Origin of the sequence: Rhodopseudomonas palustris, assembly GCF_034479375.1 — a bacterium.
Taxonomy (GTDB): domain Bacteria; phylum Pseudomonadota; class Alphaproteobacteria; order Rhizobiales; family Xanthobacteraceae; genus Rhodopseudomonas; species Rhodopseudomonas palustris_M.
This window is the reverse complement of sequence record NZ_CP140155.1, coordinates 4,640,250-4,659,101: the sequence shown is the minus strand read 5'-3', so window position 1 is coordinate 4,659,101 and position 18,852 is coordinate 4,640,250. Positions and strand designations below refer to the sequence as shown.

Genomic DNA, 18,852 nt, shown 5'->3' with positions numbered 1-18,852 from the left:
CATGAATCGCGTATCGTGGAGCGTCGAGGGCATCGAACCGTCAGTGCGCGAAAGGGCGGAGGCCGCCGCCAAGCGCGCCGGCATGTCGCTGGCCGACTGGATCGATGGTCAGCTCGGCGAGACCGCGCCCCAAACCCCGCCGCAGCCGCGCCCGACGGTCGACGCTACCCGGGAGTCGATCCGCGCCCCGCTGGCGGAAAAGAACGCGACCGAGGTCGCCGAAATTCACCAACGGCTGGATTCCATTGCCCGCCAGATCGACCAGATTTCGCGCCCGCCGGTGCGCAACGAGCCCGGCGTGGCGCGGCAGCTCAACGACGCGATTTCCAGGCTCGACGCCCGGCTGGCGCGGATCACCGAGCCCAAGGCGGCGGCCGCTGCGCCGGCGCAGGCTGCGCCGCGTCAAGCCCCCTCCGCCGCCCCGCAGACGCCGACCGAACGCGTCGAGCGCGCCGCAGCGCAGGTCTATCACGCCTCGCCGCCGCTCGATCCGAACGCGCTCGATCGCGCGATCGCCGAGATCGCCGCGCGCCAGTCCGAGCTCGACGCCCCGGTGGAGCGGATGCCGCTGCGCCAGTCGCCGCCGATCGCGCCGGCGATGGAGCCGCCGCAGGCACGGCCGGGGCCCGACTTTTCCAGCCTGGAGCAGCAACTCCTCAAGATCACCAGCCAGATCGACGCGCTGCAACGCCCCGACGTGATCGAACAGTCGATCGCGGCGTTCCGCGCCGATCTCGCCGACATCCGCCAGACCATCACCGAAGCGATGCCGCGCAAGGCGATCGAGTCGCTCGAAAGCGAGATCAGATCGCTGTCGCAGCGGCTCGATGAGACTCGCGCCAATGGCAGCGACGCCGGCGTGATCGCCGGGATCGAGCGCGCGCTCGGCGAAATCCGCGATGCCCTGCGCTCGCTGACGCCGGCCGAGCAACTCGCCGGCTTCGACGAAGCGATCCGCAATCTCGGCGGCAAGATCGACATGATCGTGCGCAACAGCGACGATCCCGGCACGATGCAGCAGCTCGAGAATGCGATCGGCGCGCTGCGCGGCATCGTCTCCAATGTCGCCTCGAACGAGGCGTTGGCGCAGCTTTCCGACAACGTCCACACGCTGGCCGACAAGGTCGATCAGCTCGCGCGCGCCGACAGCCACAGCGATTCCTTCGCGGCGCTGGAAAGCCGCATCTCGGCGCTGACGGCGGCGCTGGAGAACCGCGAGCGGCCGGTCGCCACCGAATCCACCGAGCAGCTCGAAGGCGCGGTCCGTGCGCTGTCGGAGCGGCTCGATCACATGCCGGTCGGCAACGACAGCCCGTCGGCGTTCGCCCATCTCGAACAGCGCGTTTCCTATCTGCTCGAGCGGATGGAGACAGCCGCCGCCCAACGCGGCAGCGGTGATTTCGGCCGCGTCGAGGAAGGGCTGCAGGACATCCTCAGGATGCTGGAGCGGCAGCAGGAGAACTTCCACCGCATCGCCGACCTCGGTCGCGCGGCGGCACCGCAGTTCGATTCCGGCGCCGTCGAATCGATCAAACGCGAGATTTCCGACATTCGCCTGAGCCAGTCGGAGACCGGTCGCCAGACCCAGGATGCGCTGGAGGCGGTTCACAATACGCTCGGCCATGTCGTCGATCGGCTGGCGACGATCGAAGGCGACCTGCGCAATGCGCGGGCTGCGCCTCAAACCGCCGCGACGCCCGAGCCCGCGAAGCCGCAGCCGGCCGTCACTGCCTCGGCCGCACCGGCGCACGTGTCGCCGCAAGTGTCGTTGCCGCCACGCCCCGAATTGCCGAATCCCGCCGCCGCGACCGCCTTCGCCGCCGCGCCGCGGGAGTTCGCGCCGACGCGCCCCGCGCCCGAACCGGCCGCGCCAGCGCCCGCGCCGCGGGCGATCCTGGATATTCTGACGCCGCCGGCCAGCCGCCCTGCCGCCCCCGAGCCGCAGATCGCGCCGCAAAGGCTCCCGGCCGATGCCTCTCTGCCGCCGGATCATCCGCTCGAGCCCGGCACCCGGCCCCCCGGCCGGGTCGCATCGCCGTCGGAGCGGATCGCAGCCTCCGAGAGCGCGATCAGCGAATTCGCCGGCGCCAAGCCGGAGCCGGCCAGCAGCTCGAATTTCATCGCGGCCGCCCGCCGCGCCGCACAGGCCGCGGCCACCGCCACCGCGCAATCCGGAGACAAGGCCAAGGGCGACGGCAGCAAGTCGGGGCCGACCCAGGGCAAGCCAGGCTCCACCATCGGGTCCAAGATCCGCTCGCTGCTGGTCGGCGCCAGCGTCGTGGTGATCGTGCTCGGCACCTTCAAGATGGCGATGAACCTGCTCGACGACGGCTCGACGGTCCCGGCCGCCAGCCTCAGCGAGCCGGCGCCCCAGATGATGCCCGAGACGGACGAGGACGAGGAGGCATCGCCGCCCGCCGCAACGAACCCGGCCGCGCCGACGCCGTCGATGACGTCCCCGACCCCGATCAACCGGCAATCGCTGTTCGCGCCTCCCCAGGCGCCCGTTGTCGCCCCCGCCCCCGCCGCACCCGCCGCTCCTGCATCCGTCGCTCCTGTATCCGCCGATGTCACCGGCACGATCCCGACGCCGCAGGCCAGCGCCGCTCCGAGCGCCGCGGCCACGATCGCGATCCCGGCCGGCGAAACCCTGCCCGACGGGATCGGCGGACCGGCGCTGCGCAAGGCCGCCCTGAAAGGCGACGCCGCGGCAGCCTATGAGGTCGGCAACCGCTACGCCGAGGGCAAGGGCGTGCCCGCGAAGTACGAGGAGGCGGCGAAGTGGTACGGCCGCGCGGCGCAAGCCGGCATCGTGCCGGCGATGTTCCGGATGGGGACCCTCAACGAAAAGGGTCTCGGGGTGAAGAAGGACCTCGACACGGCCCGCCGCTACTACATTCAGGCCGCCGACCGCGGCAACGCCAAGGCGATGCACAATCTCGCGGTGCTCGACGCCGACGGCGGCACCAAGGGCGCCAATTACAAGAGCGCGGCGGAGTGGTTCCGCAAGGCGGCCGAGCGCGGCGTCGCCGACAGCCAGTTCAACCTCGGCATCCTGTATGCGCGCGGCATCGGGGTCGAACAGAACCTCGCCGAATCGTTCAAATGGTTCAGCCTTGCCGCCACCCAGGGCGACGCGGATTCCGCCCGCAAGCGCGACGACGTCGCCAAGCGGCTCGATCCGCAATCGCTGTCGGCGGCCAGGCTCGCGATCCAGACCTTCACGGTCGAGCCGCAGCCCGATGACGCAGTCAAGGTCGCAGCGCCGGCCGGCGGCTGGGATGCGCAGCCGACCGCAGCCGCCAAGCCTGCGGCCAGCAAGCGCGCGGCCCGTTAAGCCTGTTCGTTCACCGTCTTGGAAACGATCCGCCGGCCGCGCTGAAAAAAGCCCTGTCGTCGCGAATTCGTTAATCCCTGCTCAGGTCGATTTCGGCTATTCAGGGGTTGCCGGGTCGTTTGCGGTCCGCGCTTTCAGCCACAGCGACGAACTCCGAAGCGACCGCGCGTGCAGCTTTATCTTCCGATCGCAGACCTTCCGGTCAATGTCCTGCTCATCCTCGCGATGGGCGCCGCGGTCGGGTTCGTGTCCGGAATGTTCGGCGTCGGCGGCGGCTTTCTGCTGACGCCGCTGCTGATCTTCGTCGGCATCGCGCCCGCGGTCGCGGTGGCTTCGGTCACCAGCCACATGGCGGCCTCGTCGTTCTCCGGCGCATTGTCGTACTGGCGACGCCGCGCGATCGATCCGATGCTGGCCTTCGTGCTGTTGTGCGGCGGCATCGCCGGCACCGCCCTGGGCGTGTGGTTCTTCGTGCTGATGCGCTCGATCGGCCAGCTCGATCTGACGATCGCGCTGGCCTATGTGGTGCTGCTGACGGCCGTCGGCGGCCTGATGGTCTACGAGGGCCTGCGGGCGATCCTGCGCACCCGCCGCGGCGAGGTCGCGCTGAGCGGCCGCACCGGCAACCGCAATTGGATCCACGCGCTGCCGCTGAAGATCCGGTTCAAACGCTCCAAGATGTATCTGTCGGTGATTCCGGTGGTGGCGATCGGCCTCCTGATCGGCTTCATCGGCGCGGTGATGGGTGTCGGCGGCGGCTTCATTCTGGTGCCCATGCTGATCTATCTCTTGCGGGTGCCGACCAGCATGGTGGTCGGCACCTCGATGGTGCTGACGCTGGTGACGATGCTGATCGCCACCATCCTGCACGCCGCGACCAACCATCTGGTCGACGCGGTGCTGGCCCTGATCCTGATGATCGGTGGCGTCACCGGCGCGCAGTTCGGCGCCCGCGCCGGCCAGCGCATCCGCAGCGAGCAGCTCCGGCTGCTGCTGGGCCTTCTGGTGCTCGCTGTCGGCGTCCGCTTCGGGATCGAACTCGGGATCCGCCCGAACGAATTGTTCACCGTCCGCGATACGGGGCCGAGCTGATGACGCGGCGCGCCGGATCAACCCTGACGTTCGCCATCGCTGCGCTGATCGGGCTCGCGCTCGCCTGCCCGGCGCAAGCAGAAAAGCTGATCGTTTCGGTTTCCAACGCCCGCGTCACGGTGACGCCGAACTATTCGGGCGGCGAGCTGGTGCTGTTCGGCTCGGTCGAACGCGACAGTCCGGCGCCGGTCGAACTGACGCCCTATGATCTGGTGGTCACCGTCATCGGCCCGCGCACCGACATGGTGACGCGCCGCAAGGAGCGGAAGTTCGGCATCTGGATCAACAGCGATTCGCGACAATTCCTCATGGTGCCGAGCTATCTGGCGGTGTTTTCCAACCGGCCGATCGAGGCGATCGCCGCGCCCGACGTGCGGCGGCGGCAGCAACTCGGCATCAGGCACACGCTGCTGACGCAGCGGATCGGCACCGACTACGCCGACGTGGTCGCCGACGACCAGTTCCGCACCGCCTTCGTGCGGCTGCGCGAGGAGCGCGAGCTGTATGCCGAGGACCCGGCGGCAGTGAAATTCCTGACGCCGACGCTGTTCCGCACCGGCATTCCGCTGCCCGCGGAAGTGCCGATCGGCAGCTACGAGGTGCACATCAAGCTGCTCGGCAATGGCGAACTGCTGACCCAGACCGAGACCTCGTTCGAAATCGCCAAGGTCGGCTTCGAACAATTCGTTGCCAACGCCGCGAAGCAGCACGGCATCATCTACGGTCTGGTGACCGCCCTGATGGCGCTCGCGACCGGATGGATGGCCTCGATCGTGTTCCGACGAGACTAGCGCTGTTCAGATTCCGACCGACACCGCGCCGATGCTACCCCGCCGTCATTGATGGGCGGGCCGGCCGCGTCACCAGGTAGATGCCGATTGCGACGGGGATCACGCCGAGCAGATCGCGGCCGTCGATGGCTTCGCCGAGCACGACCCACGCGAACAGCATCGCCAGCGGCGGCATCACGAAATGCCAGGCGCTCGCCGCGGTCGCGCCGTACAGCGTCAGCAACCGGAACCACAGCCAGTAGGCGACGATCGAGCCGCCGAGCACCAGGTACGCGAAGGCGCCGGCAAGTCGCCAGCTCGGCACGATGTCGCCGACGCTCGACAGCGTGAAAGCGAGAGGTGTCAGCGCCAGACCCGCGGCGACGTTCTGGATGCCGTTGCCGATCCACAGGCTGCCTTGCGGCGCGAGTCGCTTGAACAGAATAGTGCCGGCGACGATCGACGCGAGCGAGCCCAGCGTGAAGGCGATGCCGTGCCACGCCTCGGCCCCGATCGCGATGCGGTGCCAGACGATGAAGGCGACGCCGGCGACGCCGAGCACCAACCCGGCGAGTTTCCGCCAGGTCAGCTTCTCGTGCAGCAGCAACGCCGCCAGCACCGCGGTGAACACAGGATTGGCGCTGACGATCAGCCCGCCGATGCCGGCGGAGACGGTTTGCAGGCCGACATAGCCGAGTCCGAGATAGAGCGCGTTGTTGGCGAGGCCGAGCAGCGCGCAGATCGCGACGTCGCGCGGGCGCAGCGTCCATGGTTCGCGGCGAACCGCCGCGATGCCGAGGATCAGCACGCCGGCAAGGGTGAACCGCCCCGCCAGCAGGATCAGCGGTGGGCAGTCGGCGACGCCGACCTTGCCGGCGACGAAGGCGAAGCTCCACAGCCCACAGAACAACACGATCTGCAGCGGCCGGGTGTTGAAGCCGGGCGTGGTCAAGGACGTGGCGGGCACCAGCGACATGACGGTCTCCTGTCCGGCCGGTTTAGGCACCCGCGTTGTCATTGAGAAATTAAATGATAGAATGGCTACCAGTGGATTTTTGAATGGTGCGTCGATGCTGGACCTCGAATTGCTGCGCAGCTTCGTTTCGGTGGTCGATGCCGGCGGGTTCACGCGCGCCGGCGAGCGGGTGCACCGGACGCAGTCGACGGTGAGTCAGCAGATCCGGCGGCTGGAGGACGATCTCGGCCAGCAATTGCTCGATCGCACCGGAAAGGATGTGACGCCGACCGAGGCCGGCGAGCGGCTGCTGTCATACGCGCGGCGGCTATTGGCGCTGGCGGAAGAAGCGCGCGACATGGTGGCGCGAGCGGGACAGGGCGGCGCAATCCGGCTCGGCATTCCGGAAGACTTCGCGGCCTACCGCCTGCCGCGGCTGCTCGGCAGCTTCGCGCGCGCGAGGCCCGGGCTGCGGCTCGACGTCCGCGCCGACCAGAGCCTCAACCTGAAGCGCGATCTCGAACGCGGCGATCTCGACCTCGCGCTGCTGAAGCGCGAAGCCGGTGGCGCAGGCGCGATCGCGGTGTGGCCGGAGCGGGTGTACTGGGTGAACAGCAAGGATCACCCATGCGACGCCAAGACGGATCCGGTGCCGCTGATCTTCTTCCCGGGCGGCTGCCTGTATCGCCGCAGCGCCATCCACGCGATCGAATCGGCCGGGCGGCGCTGGCACATGGCGTACACCAGCGCCAATCTCGCCGGCATTCAGGCCGCGGTCGCCGCCGGGCTGGGGCTGTCGATCCTGTCGGAAATCTCGATCCAGGCCGAGCACCGCAAGCTGACCGCACGCGACGGCTTTCCGCCGATCGACCGCACCGAACTGGCGCTGGTCGCCGCGCCGCAGGCCAGCCCCGCCACGTTGCGGCTCGCCGACAAGCTCGCCGAATTGTGCGAAGAGGTTTACGCCAAGGCGGCGTGAATCGGCCGAACGGCGCGACGCGACGCTGTGTATTTCTGCCCCAACCTCTCCGCGAGTCATTCCGGGGCGCGCGCCGCGCGAACCCGGAATCTCAGCCGCGCGTCGCAGCCGTCGAGATTCCGGGTTCGCTCGCTTTGCGAGCGCCCCGGAATGACTCGGGGAGGGGCGGTGCAGATTAGCAGCAGCGCGAAGATGCGATGGCGTGGAGGCGGTTGTCGCCGAGCACATGAGCCATGAAGGCGGCGCCGCCGAACAGCTTTGCGAAGGCTGCGTCGCGGATATTGAGGCCTCCGGTGTAGGCCCCGAATGCCGGCATCACCACGCGCGTGCCGTCGCCGGCGAAGCAGCGCCGCTCGACGCTGCGACCGCGGCGACTGACGCGGGCCTTCGGGTGCAGATGGCCGGCGATCTCGCCATGCGCGCCGGTCGGCTCGTGCCGGAAGATCACGCCGCCGAGCGCGACCTCGCCGGCGACGCAGCCGCCGAGATTCGCGGGCAGCGCCGGATCATGATTGCCGGCGATCCAGATCCAGTCGCGCCCCACCTGCAATGCCGCGACAATATCGCGGTTGGCGTCAGACAGCCGGTCGTGCGCGTCGCGATCGTGAAAACTGTCGCCGAGCGCAATCACCGTCTTCGGATTGTAGCGCGTGACCACGGCGCCGAGCCGGCCGAGCGTGGCAACGGTGTCGTAAGGCGGCAGCAGCACGCCGCGCACCGCGTAGCTCGAGCCCTTCTCCAGATGCAGGTCGGAGACGACCAGCAGCCGCTCGTCCTCCCAATACAGCGCGCCGGACAGATCGGCGGCGAACGTAGCGCCCGCAATCGATAGTCCCACGGAGGAGTTGATCGGGAGTAGATCAGCAAACATCGTCATGGCCGGGCTTGTCCCGGCCATCCACGATGGGCCCGGGGAAACGCAGGTTTCGTGGATGCCCGGGACGAGCCCGGGCATGACGGAAAACGGAAACGCGGCATCCTGCCGTCTATCGAGTGTCCATCGCCTCGCGCACCAGTTCGTCGGCGGCTTCGGCGAGCAGTTCGTCGGAGGCCTCGCCGTACACGGCTTCGCGGCCGATTTCCAGCATCACCGGCACCGCGAGCGGCGAGACGCGGTCGAGTTCCTTGTGGACGATGTGACCCTTGATTCGCGTCAGCATATCACTGAGACGGCGCAAATCGAGCAGCCCCGTGGCGGCGTCGGCGCGGGCGGCGCGCAGCAGCACGTGATCGGGCTGGTGCTTGTTGAGCACGTCGTAGACCAGGTCGGTCGAGAACAGTACCTGCCGCCGCGACTTTTCTTCGCCGACGAAACGCCGCGCGATCAGCCCCGAGATGATCGCCGCGTAACGGAAGGTGCGTTTCATCAGCGCCGATTCGGCGAGCCAGGCTTCGAGATCGTCGCCCAGCATATCGGGATCGAACAGCGCATCGAGATCGAGCCGGCCCTGCCGGATCATATGCGACATGTCGCCGAGACCCCACACCGCGAGCGCGTATTCGTTGGCGACGAAGCCGAGCGGTCGGGCGCGGGCGCGCTCCAGCCGCCGCGTCAGCAGCATGCCGAGCGTCTGATGCGCCAGCCTTCCTTCGAACGGATAGCAGACGAGATAGTATTTGGCGGCGCGCGGAAACGTCTCGACCACCAGCTCGCTGCGGCCGGGCACTTTCGACGCCTTGGTCTGCAGCGCCAGCCAGTCGCGCACCTGCTCGGGCAGGCCCTTCCACGTCTTCTTGTCGGCGAGCAGGCCACGGACGCGTTCGGCCAAGTAAGTCGACAGCGGAAACTTGCCGCCCATATAGGACGGCACCCGGGCGTCCTTGTCGTGCGCGCGGGAGACGTAGACCTGGTCCTCCGTCATCGCCTCGTAGCGCACCACCTCGCCGCCGAATACGAAGGTGTCGCCGGGCGTTAGCCCCTCGATGAAATACTCCTCGATCTGTCCGAGCATCCGGCCGCCGCGCGCGATCGCGCCGGTGTCGCCGCTGCCTTTCGACCGCGCGGAGCGCACCAGCTTCACCTTCAGCATCGCCTCCTCGACGATGGTGCCGACATTCAGCCGATAGGCCTGCCGCACCTTCGGATTGGCGACGCGCCAGCGGCCCTGCTTGTCCTGCCTGATGCGGGCGAAGCGCTCGTAGCTCTTCAGCGCGTAGCCGCCGGTGGCGACGAAATCGAGCGTATCGTCGAAATCGGCGCGGGCGAGGTCGGCATAAGGCGCGGCGCTCCGCACTTCGGCGTAGAGATCGTCGGCGAAGAACGGCTCGCCGCAGGCGCAGCCGAGAATGTGCTGCGCCAGCACGTCGAGCGCGCCCTTGCGCTGCGGCGGGGTGTCCTGCGCGTTCTCGGCCACGGCGGCGATCGCCGCGGCGCATTCCAGCACTTCGAATCGGTTGGCCGGCACCAGCACCGCACGCGACGCCTCGTCGATGCGGTGATTGGCGCGGCCGATCCGCTGCATCAGCCGCGACGCTCCCTTCGGCGCGCCGACATTGATCACGAGATCGATGTCGCCCCAGTCGATGCCGAGATCGAGCGACGAGGTACACACCACGCCGCGCAGTCGACCCGCCGCCATTGCGTCTTCGACCTTACGGCGCTGCGCGACGTCGAGCGAACCGTGATGCAGCGCGATCGCGAGGTTGTCGTCGTTCATGCGCCAGAGTTCCTGGAACAGCATCTCGGCCTGGCTGCGGGTGTTGACGAACACCAGCGTGGTCTTGTTGCCCTTGATCAGGTCGTAGATCTCGGCCAGCGCGTGACGCGCCGAATGGCCCGCCCAGGGCAGCCGTTCTTTGGTGTCGAGCATTTCGACGATCGGCTGCGCCGCACCGCCGGCGACGACGATGTCGGCCCTGTCTTCTCCCTCTCCCCTTGCGGGAGAGGGCCGGGGTGAGGGGTGGGCCGCGAGGTCGGCGCCCGTGTCGTTCCCCTCACCCGGCAGCCTGCGGCTGCCACCCTCTCCCACAAGGGGAGAGGGTTGGGGCACCAGGAAGCGCGCGAGTTCGCCCGGATCGGCGACCGTCGCCGACAGCCCGGTGGCGCGGAGTTGCGGCGCGATCCGCCACAGTCGCGCCAGCCCGAGCGACAGCAGATCGCCGCGCTTCGAGGTCACCAGCGCGTGCAGCTCGTCGAGCACGATCCGCCGCAAGCTGCCGAACAGATACGGCGCGTCGTCGGAGGCGAGCAGCAGCGCGAGCTGCTCCGGCGTGGTCAGCAGGATGTCGGGCGGGTACTTGCGCTGCCGCGTCCGCCGCGACACCGGGGTATCGCCGGTGCGGGTCTCGACCCGGATCGGCAGATCCATCTGCGCGATCGGCGCTTCGAGATTGCGGGCGATGTCGACCGCCAGCGCCTTCAGCGGCGAGATGTAGAGGGTGTGGAGGCCGCCGGCGCGCAGCATCAATCCTTCTCCCCGCGTGCGGGGAGAAGGTGGCGCGGCAAGCGCAGCTTGCCGCGACGGATGAGGGGGCGCCTCCGTATCGCGCACTGCTTCGAAATATGGAGGCTCATCAGCCCCCTCACCCGACTGACCGGCTGCGCCGGCCAGTCGACCTCTCCCCGCAAGCGGGGAGAGGTTAGGCCGCGGCGCCTCGCTCAGCTCCACCAGCGTCGGCAGGAACCCGGCCAGGGTCTTGCCGGCGCCGGTCGGGGCGATCAGCAGGGCCGAGCGTCGCGCGCGAGCCCGTTCCAGCAACGCTAGCTGATGCGCGCGCGGCTCCCAGCCGCGTGCGGCAAACCAATGCCGAAAGCGGTCGGGCAGCAGATCGAGGGGGGCGTCGGAATCGGCGAAGGTCACATCGCCAAGCTAGGCACTCGTCGCGTCGGAATCGAGATCATCGCGTGGCTCCGCCGGCCATGCGATCCGGAAACGCAAAACGCCCGCCGAAGGCGGGCGTTCCGTGAGCGCTGGGCTCGGTGAGATCCGTTATTCAGCGACCGGCTTGTCGGACACGATCCAGTCCTTGCCGCTGAATTCCATCGTGTAGAGGGTCTTGATCGAGGTGTAGTCGTCCGGCTTGTAGGAATAGCTCACGCCCGGCAGCATGTGCGGTGCGCGGAAGCCGCCCAGCATCGAGGCCTGCTTGATGACGTTTTCACGCGTCAGCTCGTCGCCGCAGCGGCGAAGAATCTCCGCCATTGCGGCGGCCTGCGCATAGCCGGAGAACGCGATCGAATTGTCCGGCGTGACGTTCGGCAGGTACTTCTTGCGCAATTCCTCGAACGCCATCACGTCGGGGTCGCTGGCGTATTTCGGCGATCCGATGTCCTTGGTGTAGGCGATCGCGACGATCCCCTTGGCGTTGTCGAGGCCCGCGGCTTCGAGAATCGAACGCCCGGTCGAGCCGGCCGACAGCAGTTGCAGCGGCTTCCAGCCGAGTTCGACGACCTTGCGGATCGACTGCGACGACGCCTTGCCGGTGGTGATGTTGTAGAACACATCGGCGCCGGATTTCGACAGATTGATCATCTGCGAATCGATGGTCGGCTCGGTCAGGTCGTAGCTGGCCTCGGCGATCACCTTGGCCTTGCCGCCGGCGTCTTCCAGAACCTTCTTGAACGGGCCGAGGAAGTCACGGCCGAAATCGTCGTTCTGGTAGAGAATCGCGATCTTGGCCTCGGGCTTCACGCTGAGGACGTATTTGGCGAGAATCCGCGCCTCGGTGGGATAAAGCGGCAGACCCGCCATCGTATATTTGAATTCCTTGGGGTTGTTCCACTTCGACGCCCCGGTGTTCAGCAGCAGCTGCGGCACCTTCTTGTTGTTGAGATATTTGTGGACCGCCGTCTGCGGGGCGGTGCCGAGCGAGCCGTACAGCGCCAGCACCTCTTCCTGCTCGACCAGACGCCGGGTGGCTTCGACCGCCTTCGGCGCGCTGTAGGAATCGTCCAGGGTCAGGAATTTGACCTTGCGGCCGTTGATGCCGCCCTTGTCGTTCAGCATCTGAAAATAGGCTTCGCCGACGCGGCCGAGCACGCCGTAGAGCGAGCCGGGGCCCGAATGCGGGACGGTCTGGCCGATCTTGATCTCGGTGTCGCTCGCGCCCGGATCGTATTTTTTCTCGGCGGCTGTCGCCGCGGTGGCCGCGAGTAGCATTGCGGCCAATGCGGCCGCCGGCGTGAAGACGGATTTGGAGCGCAATTTCATCGAGTTTCCTCCCCTGATTTGCCGGTTCGCTGGCGCGTCCGGTTCTCGTTCGCCGCGGCGTGGATCGCTCTTTGCGGCGCGTTATCCTGTGCGGAACGCCTCTGGGCCGCAACCCTCGACGCGCCGCATTCGGGCCGGATTTCCCGCGCAGCGGCAGATTCAGGCGAATTTTACGGATTTTGCCAGCGGCCTGTGGCCGCAGCTTCGCACGAGTTCCGGCACACCGGGATTCCGTACGTTAATCAATCGTTTACGGCTTTACGCACGGTCGAATTTCAGCGGGTGTGGCCGCACGGGTACATCCTATCGCGGGCAACCGGGGTAAAAGTCGGAGAATTATCAGGAAGGTCCATGCATGAAAAAGATTCTCGCCGGTGTGGCGCTCATTGGCTCGGCCGTCAGCGCCCAGGCAGCCGATCTTGCCGTCAAGGCCCCGTATCTCAAGGCGCCGGTCGCAGCGGTCTATGACTGGACCGGCTTCTACATCGGCGCCAACGTCGGTGCCGGCCTTGGTCGCGGCCTTCAGACCCATACCTTCCCGACCGGCGGTGTCGTCAACACCACCTATTTGTCGCCGCAGGGCGTGATCGGCGGTGGTCAGATCGGCTACAACTGGCAGAGCAACACGACCTTCCTGGGTCCGCTGCTGATTGGCGTCGAAGCCGACATCCAGGGCAGCGGCATGAGCGACGGCCACACCACCCTGAACACCCTGAACGGTGTGCTCGGCACGGTGAACTACAATCAGAAGCTCGACTGGTTCACCACCGTGCGCGGCCGCATCGGTCTGGTGCGCGGCCCGGTGGTCGGCTACTTCACCGGCGGTTTCGCCGCCGCCAACGTCAAGACCACGGTCACGGAAGTCGGCCTGGTGCCGTTCGCCCTCAGCGAAACCCGCACCGGCTGGACCATCGGCTCCGGCGTCGAAGCCGCGATCGGTGGCAACTGGACCGGCAAGATCGAATATCTGTATCTCGATCTCGGCAACCGCAACGACGTGTTCGGCACCCAGACGCTGCGCACCGAGTATCGCGAGAGCATCTTCCGTGTCGGCCTGAACTATCGCATCGGCGGCACCGGCATGTACATCACGCCGCCCCCGGCGAACTGGGCCGGCCTGTATCTCGGCGGCAATTTCGGCGGCGCGATCGGGCGCAACCGGTCGACCGCGTCCATCGGCGGCTTCACCGAGCAGTTCAATCTGTCGCCCGACGGCTACGTCGGCGGCGGCCAGATCGGCTACAACTGGCAGGCTGCCAACTGGGTGTTCGGTGCCGAAGCCGACTTCCAGGGTTCGACCCAGAAGGACGACCGCACTGCGGTGTTCGGTTCGGCCGCGCTCTACAACCAGAAGCTCCCCTGGTTCGGCACGGCGCGCGCCCGGCTCGGTTATTCGGTCGGCTCGACGCTGTTCTATGCCACCGGCGGTTACGCTTACGGCAACGTCAAGACCAACATCGTGACCACGGTCAGCAACGAGACCTTCAACCGTACCCGAAGCGGCTACGCGGTCGGCGCCGGCATCGAGACGCCGTTCCAGCTGTTCGGCCTGCTCGGCCCGAACTGGACCACGAAGTCCGAATATCTCTACGTCGACCTCGGCTCGACCACCGACGGCTTCGCCGGGACCGGTGTGACCACCTCCAAGGTGACCGAGCACATGCTCCGCACCGGTATCAACTATCACTTCAATCAGCCGGTGGTCGCGAAGTACTAAGTCCTTCACGTCAGCGACGACAGATATCGAACCCCGGCCTCGCGGCCGGGGTTTTTGTTTGCGCCGTGGCCGCGCGCCACGCCGATCCCGGGGAGCACGGTGGCTGGCCGGCGGCGCTGGCTGGGCGGAACCGGCAGCGACGAGACTCGTTTGCCGACGAGGCCCGCCTATATGTCGACCATGCGCCCGCACGAACTCCTGATCCCGACCGCCCAAGGCCTGTGCTGCAAGCCGGGCGGGTTCCACATCGATCCGGTGCGGCCGGTCGATCGCGCCGTGATCACCCACGGCCATTCCGACCACGCCCGCCCAGGCCACGGCGCGGTGCTGGCGACCCAGGAAACCCTCGACATGATGCGGCTGCGCTACGGCGAGAATTTCGCCGGGTCGACGCAGGCGATCGCCTATGGCGAAACGGTCCGGCTCGGCGAGACGACGGTGACGTTTCATCCCGCCGGGCACGTGCTGGGCTCCGCGCAGGCTGCGGTCGCATGCGGCGGCATCCGGATCGTGGCCTCCGGCGACTACAAGGACGCGCCGGACCCGACCTGCACGCCGTTCGAGGTCGTGCCCTGCGACGTGTTCATCACCGAGGCGACCTTCGGGCTCCCGGTGTTTCGCCATCCCGACGCGGCCGACGAGGTGCGCAAACTGCTCGCCTCGGTCGCGCTGTTTCCGGAGCGCGCGCATCTGATCGGTGCGTATTCGCTCGGCAAGGCGCAGCGGGTGATCGCGCTGATTCGCCAGGCCGGATACGACGCGCCGATCCATCTGCACGGCGCGATGGAGAAGATCACATCTTACTACGCCGGGCGCGGCGTGCCGCTGGGCGAACTGCGCCCGGTCAAGGGCATGAAGAAGGCCGAGCTCGCTGGCACCATCACGCTGGCGCCGCCCTCGGCGACCTCCGATCTGTGGACGCGGCGCTTCCCCGATCCGCTCACCGCCTTCGCCTCCGGCTGGATGCGGGTGCGCGCCCGCGCCCGGCAGCGCGGCGTCGAACTGCCGCTGGTGATCTCCGACCACGCCGACTGGGACGGCCTGACCGCGACCATCGCGGCCACCGGCGCCGGCGAAGTCTGGGTCACCCACGGGCAAGAAGACGCACTGGTGCATTGGTGCCGGACCAGGGGCCTCGCGGCACGGCCGCTCGATCTCGTCGGCTATGGCGACGAAGACGAAGATGTCGGCATGCCGGCGAGCGAGACCGAGGCCGCCGAAGCATGAACCGCTTCGCCGAACTGCTCGACCGTCTCGCCTACGAGCCCGGCCGCAACGCCAAGCTGCGGCTGATCACCAGTTACTTCCGCGTCACCGAAGACCCGGATCGTGGCTATGCGCTGGCCGCGCTGACCGGCGCATTGTCGTTCCGCCACGCCAAGCCCGGCCTGATCCGCGCTCTGATCAGCGAACGTACCGACCCGGTGCTGTTCGGCCTGTCGTATGATTACGTCGGCGACCTATCGGAGACGGTCGCGCTGATGTGGCCCGCTCCGAAGCAGGCGGCAGCTCACTCCCCTCCCTCGGGCTCGGCCTCCTCCCCTCCCCCTTGCGGGGAGGGGTCGGGGGTGGGGGTCGACAACGGGACGCCATCCTCGTGGCACCCCCCACCCCAACCCTCCCCCGCAAGGGGGGAGGGAGTTCGCCGTGCTCGGGGTGAGGGCCACAACAACCCGCCGCCCCCGTCTCTCACGGAAATCGTCACTACGCTGCACAGTCTCGGCAAGGCCGAGCTGCCGGCGCAGCTCGCGCGCTGGCTCGACGAACTCGACGAGACCGGGCGCTGGGCGCTGCTGAAGCTGGTCACCGGTGGTTTGCGGATCGGCGTCTCGGCGCGGCTGGCCAAGACCGCTGCGGCGGCGCTCGGCAACCAGGACCCGCACGACGTCGAACTGATCTGGCCCGGCCTCGCACCGCCCTATCTCGATCTGTTCGCCTGGCTCGAGGGCCGCGGCCCTCAGCCGGTCAACCGCGACCCGGCGCCGTTTCGTCCGGTGATGCTGGCGCATGCAGTCGAAGACGCCGACTTCGCCGCGATGAATCCGGCCGACTACATCGCCGAATGGAAATGGGACGGCATCCGCGTCCAGGCGGTCAGCGGCCTCGGCGATAGCGGCGACCCCGTCGTGCGGCTGTATTCGCGCAGCGGCGAGGACATCACGCCAAGCTTTCCGGATCTGCTGCCATCGCTGCGGCTTCAAGATTCTTCTGATTCGAAGCATGACGTCGCCCGAAAACCGCTTCACACTTTTCGGCGTCATGCTTCGTTCGCGCTCGACGGCGAGCTGCTGGTGCTGCGCGAAGGCCGGGTGCAGTCGTTCAACGTGCTGCAGCAACGGCTCAACCGCAAGTCGGTGACACCGAAGCTGACGAAGGAGTATCCGATCCATCTGCGCGCTTACGACCTGCTCGGCGACGGCGACGACGATCTGCGCACGCGGCCCTTCGCCGAACGCCGCGCTCGACTGGAGGCGTTCGTCGCCCGGCTCGACGACCCGAAGGTCGATCTGTCGCCGAGGGTCGCGTTCGGGGATTGGGACGGTCTGCGCGCAGCGCGGCGCGATCCGGCCAGCGCCGGCGCCGGTCTCGACGCCGACGCGGTCGAGGGCGTGATGCTGAAGCGGCGCGACGCGCTGTATCTGCCCGGCAGGCCGAAGGGCCAATGGTGGAAGTGGAAGCACGACCCGCACATCATCGACGCGGTGCTGATGTACGCCCAGCGCGGCCACGGCAAGCGCTCGTCCTATTACTCCGACTACACTTTCGGGGTCTGGACCGAAGGCGATAGCGGCGACCGGCTCGTCCCGGTCGGCAAGGCCTATTTCGGCTTCACCGATGAAGAGCTGCTGCAGATCGACCGTTTCGTCCGCCGCAACACCACCGAGAAGTTCGGCCCGGTCCGCCATGTCGTCCACGAACCGGATCAGGGCCTGGTGCTGGAGGTCGCGTTCGAGGGACTGCAGCGCTCGCCGCGGCACAAGTCCGGGGTGGCGATGCGGTTTCCGCGAATCAGCCGGTTACGCTGGGACAAGCCGCCACGTGACGCCGATCGGCTGGAGACGTTGGAGCGGATGCTGAAGGCCGACAACGCGATTCCGCCGGCCAAGGCCGTCTTCGGCCATTGACGCCTGCAAGCCAGTTCCCCATTTGCGTGGCAGCGGCTATCATGCGGCCTGACCGCGCAAGGACATCAGCGATGCGAAACGACCCCCGGGACCTGCCCGCGACCGATGACGGCCTGACCCGCTTCTTCGGCGGCTCGCCGCTCTCGGTGCTGCTGCGGCTGGTGCTGATGTCGATCCTGGTCGGCGTGGTACTGGCGGCGATCGGCCTCGATCCGTGGAACATTCTGGTCAGCATCCGGCTGCTGTTCCAGCGGATCTGGGATCTGGGCTTCGATGCCATCAGCGGCATGTGGCGCTACTTCCTGCTCGGCGCGGTCATCGTGATTCCGATCTGGCTGCTGTCGCGCCTGTTCGGCGCGCCCCGCGGGAGATAATCCGCCCGGACCGGAGTTTTGCCTTCCGCCACTTCCGTCACCTCGCGACAGGTGTTCGCCATCGCCGGCCCGGCGATGGTCGCCAACCTGACCACGCCGCTGCTCGGCGTGGTCGCCACCACCGCGATCGGACGGCTCGGCGACGCCACGCTGCTCGGCGGCGTCGCGATGACGTCGGTGATCTTCGACTGCCTGTTCTGGCTGTTCGGCTTCCTGCGGATGAGCACGCTCGCATTCACCGCGCAGGCGCTCGGCGCAGGCCAGACCCGCGAGGTGCCTGCGCATCTCTACCGCGGACTGATCGTCGCGGTCGCAGTCGGCATGCTGCTGATCGCGCTGAAAGAGCCCCTGGCCGCTGCACTGATCGGCGCGATGGGCGGCAGCGACGGCGTCAGCGCTGCGGCCCGGACCTACTTCACCATCCGGATCTGGTCGGCGCCGCTGGTGCTGGCGAATTTCGCCGTGCTCGGCTGGCTGGTCGGACAGGCGCGCGCAACGCTCGCATTGTGGGTGCAGGTCGCGATCAACCTCGTCAATATCGCGGCGACGATCGCGCTGGTGCTGTGGTTCGACTTCGGCATCGCGGGCGCGGCGACGGCGGCAGTGATCGCGGAAGGCTGCGGCCTGCTGATCGGGCTCGGCATCGCGGCGTGGCTCGGCCGCGGCGTTCCGCGTACGTCGCGGGCGATGCTGTTCGATCTCGATCACCTGAAACGGATGTTCGCGGTCAATCGCGACATCATGATCCGCACCGCGGCGCTGATCGCCGTGTTCCTGTTCTTCACCGCGCAGGGCGCCCGAGACGGCGATCTGGTGCTTGCGACAAACTCGGTGCTCAACAACTTCCTGATGGTCAGCGCGTTCTTCCTCGACGGACTCGCCAACGCCGCCGAACAGCTCTGCGGCCGGACACTCGGCGCCCGCGACCGCGCCGGCTTCGTCGCGGCGACGCGGCTGGTGATCCTATGGGGCTTCGGCTTCGCGCTGATGGTGAGCGCGAGCTACGCGCTCGCCGGCCCGCTGCTGATCGACGTGATGACATCGAACGCCGAACTGCGCCGCGCCGCGCGCGACTATCTCTGGCTGGTGACGCTGGCGCCGATGCTCGGCGTGTTCGCTTTCGCCTATGACGGCGTGTTCATCGGCGCCACCTGGGCGCGCGAGATGCGTAACCTGATGCTGCTGTCGCTGGTGCTGTTTTTCGCGGCGTGGCTGGCGCTACGTCCGTTCGGCAACACCGGCCTGTGGATCGCCCTTCTGTCGCACTATGTCTGGCGCGGCGGACTGCAGGCGCTGCGCTATCCGGCAATGCTGCGTGCCTCGTTCTCGCCGGCAGCGGTCGGCTGAATTTTC

At 67.7% G+C, this 18,852-nt stretch carries 13 protein-coding genes; 9 read left to right on the top strand and 4 right to left on the bottom strand.

Annotation, left to right across the window (positions count from 1 at the left end; translation table 11 throughout):
• Position 1 precedes the first annotated feature (1 nt).
• The 3 genes from SR870_RS21065 to SR870_RS21055 all read left to right on the top strand — a co-directional run bounded on the left by SR870_RS21065 (position 2) and on the right by SR870_RS21055 (position 5,220).
• Positions 2-3,337 (top strand): hypothetical protein, encoded by a 3,336-nt coding sequence (locus SR870_RS21065; RefSeq protein WP_322515449.1) that lies wholly within the window; start codon positions 2-4, stop codon positions 3,335-3,337.
• Between the two features lie 168 nt (positions 3,338-3,505).
• Positions 3,506-4,429 carry a sulfite exporter TauE/SafE family protein gene (locus tag SR870_RS21060; RefSeq protein WP_322515448.1) on the top strand — a complete coding sequence of 308 codons (924 nt, stop codon included), beginning with the start codon at positions 3,506-3,508 and terminating at the stop codon, positions 4,427-4,429.
• Positions 4,429-5,220: a TIGR02186 family protein gene (locus tag SR870_RS21055; RefSeq protein ID WP_322515447.1), complete on the top strand. Its 792-nt coding sequence runs from the start codon at positions 4,429-4,431 to the stop codon at positions 5,218-5,220. Before SR870_RS21060 ends, SR870_RS21055 begins: the two co-directional genes overlap by 1 nt.
• A 34-nt stretch (positions 5,221-5,254) precedes the next feature.
• Here SR870_RS21055 and SR870_RS21050 read toward each other — a convergent pair whose 3' ends face one another.
• Positions 5,255-6,175: a DMT family transporter gene (locus SR870_RS21050; RefSeq protein WP_322515446.1), complete on the bottom strand. Its 921-nt coding sequence runs from the start codon at positions 6,173-6,175 to the stop codon at positions 5,255-5,257.
• A gap of 94 nt (positions 6,176-6,269) precedes the next feature.
• On the opposite strand from SR870_RS21050, the gene SR870_RS21045 reads away from it, so the two are divergent.
• Complete coding sequence (locus SR870_RS21045) at positions 6,270-7,133, top strand: LysR family transcriptional regulator (protein ID WP_322518336.1); 864 nt, start codon at positions 6,270-6,272, stop codon at positions 7,131-7,133.
• 175 nt (positions 7,134-7,308) lie between these two features.
• On the opposite strand, the gene pdeM is transcribed toward SR870_RS21045, so the two are convergent.
• The 3 genes from pdeM to SR870_RS21030 all read right to left on the bottom strand — a co-directional run bounded on the left by pdeM (position 7,309) and on the right by SR870_RS21030 (position 12,283).
• On the bottom strand, positions 7,309-8,004 hold the full coding sequence (pdeM, locus tag SR870_RS21040; RefSeq protein WP_416221177.1) for a ligase-associated DNA damage response endonuclease PdeM: 696 nt from the start codon (positions 8,002-8,004) through the stop codon (positions 7,309-7,311).
• Positions 8,005-8,119: 115 nt separating this feature from the next.
• Complete coding sequence (locus tag SR870_RS21035; protein ID WP_322515444.1) at positions 8,120-10,933, bottom strand: DEAD/DEAH box helicase; 2,814 nt, start codon at positions 10,931-10,933, stop codon at positions 8,120-8,122.
• Between the two features lie 129 nt (positions 10,934-11,062).
• A complete protein-coding gene (locus SR870_RS21030; protein WP_416221102.1) occupies positions 11,063-12,283 on the bottom strand; it encodes an ABC transporter substrate-binding protein in 1,221 nt (406 codons plus the stop codon).
• 355 nt (positions 12,284-12,638) lie between these two features.
• On the opposite strand from SR870_RS21030, the gene SR870_RS21025 reads away from it, so the two are divergent.
• The 5 genes from SR870_RS21025 (at position 12,639) to SR870_RS21005 (ending at position 18,846) form a co-directional block, all read left to right on the top strand.
• Complete coding sequence (locus tag SR870_RS21025; protein ID WP_322515443.1) at positions 12,639-14,000, top strand: outer membrane protein; 1,362 nt, start codon at positions 12,639-12,641, stop codon at positions 13,998-14,000.
• Positions 14,001-14,180: 180 nt separating this feature from the next.
• A complete protein-coding gene (locus SR870_RS21020) occupies positions 14,181-15,227 on the top strand; it encodes a ligase-associated DNA damage response exonuclease (protein WP_322518334.1) in 1,047 nt (348 codons plus the stop codon).
• The gene (locus SR870_RS21015) at positions 15,224-17,125 is read left to right on the top strand and encodes an ATP-dependent DNA ligase (protein WP_322515442.1); all 1,902 of its coding nucleotides are present in this window, start codon (positions 15,224-15,226) and stop codon (positions 17,123-17,125) included. The genes SR870_RS21020 and SR870_RS21015 overlap by 4 nt, the downstream gene beginning before the upstream one ends.
• Positions 17,126-17,196: 71 nt before the next feature.
• Positions 17,197-17,499 (top strand): DUF6460 domain-containing protein, encoded by a 303-nt coding sequence (locus SR870_RS21010; RefSeq protein ID WP_322515441.1) that lies wholly within the window; start codon positions 17,197-17,199, stop codon positions 17,497-17,499.
• A 75-nt stretch (positions 17,500-17,574) separates the two neighbouring features.
• Positions 17,575-18,846 (top strand): MATE family efflux transporter, encoded by a 1,272-nt coding sequence (locus SR870_RS21005; protein WP_416221176.1) that lies wholly within the window; start codon positions 17,575-17,577, stop codon positions 18,844-18,846.
• The last annotated feature ends 6 nt before the right edge of the window (positions 18,847-18,852 follow it).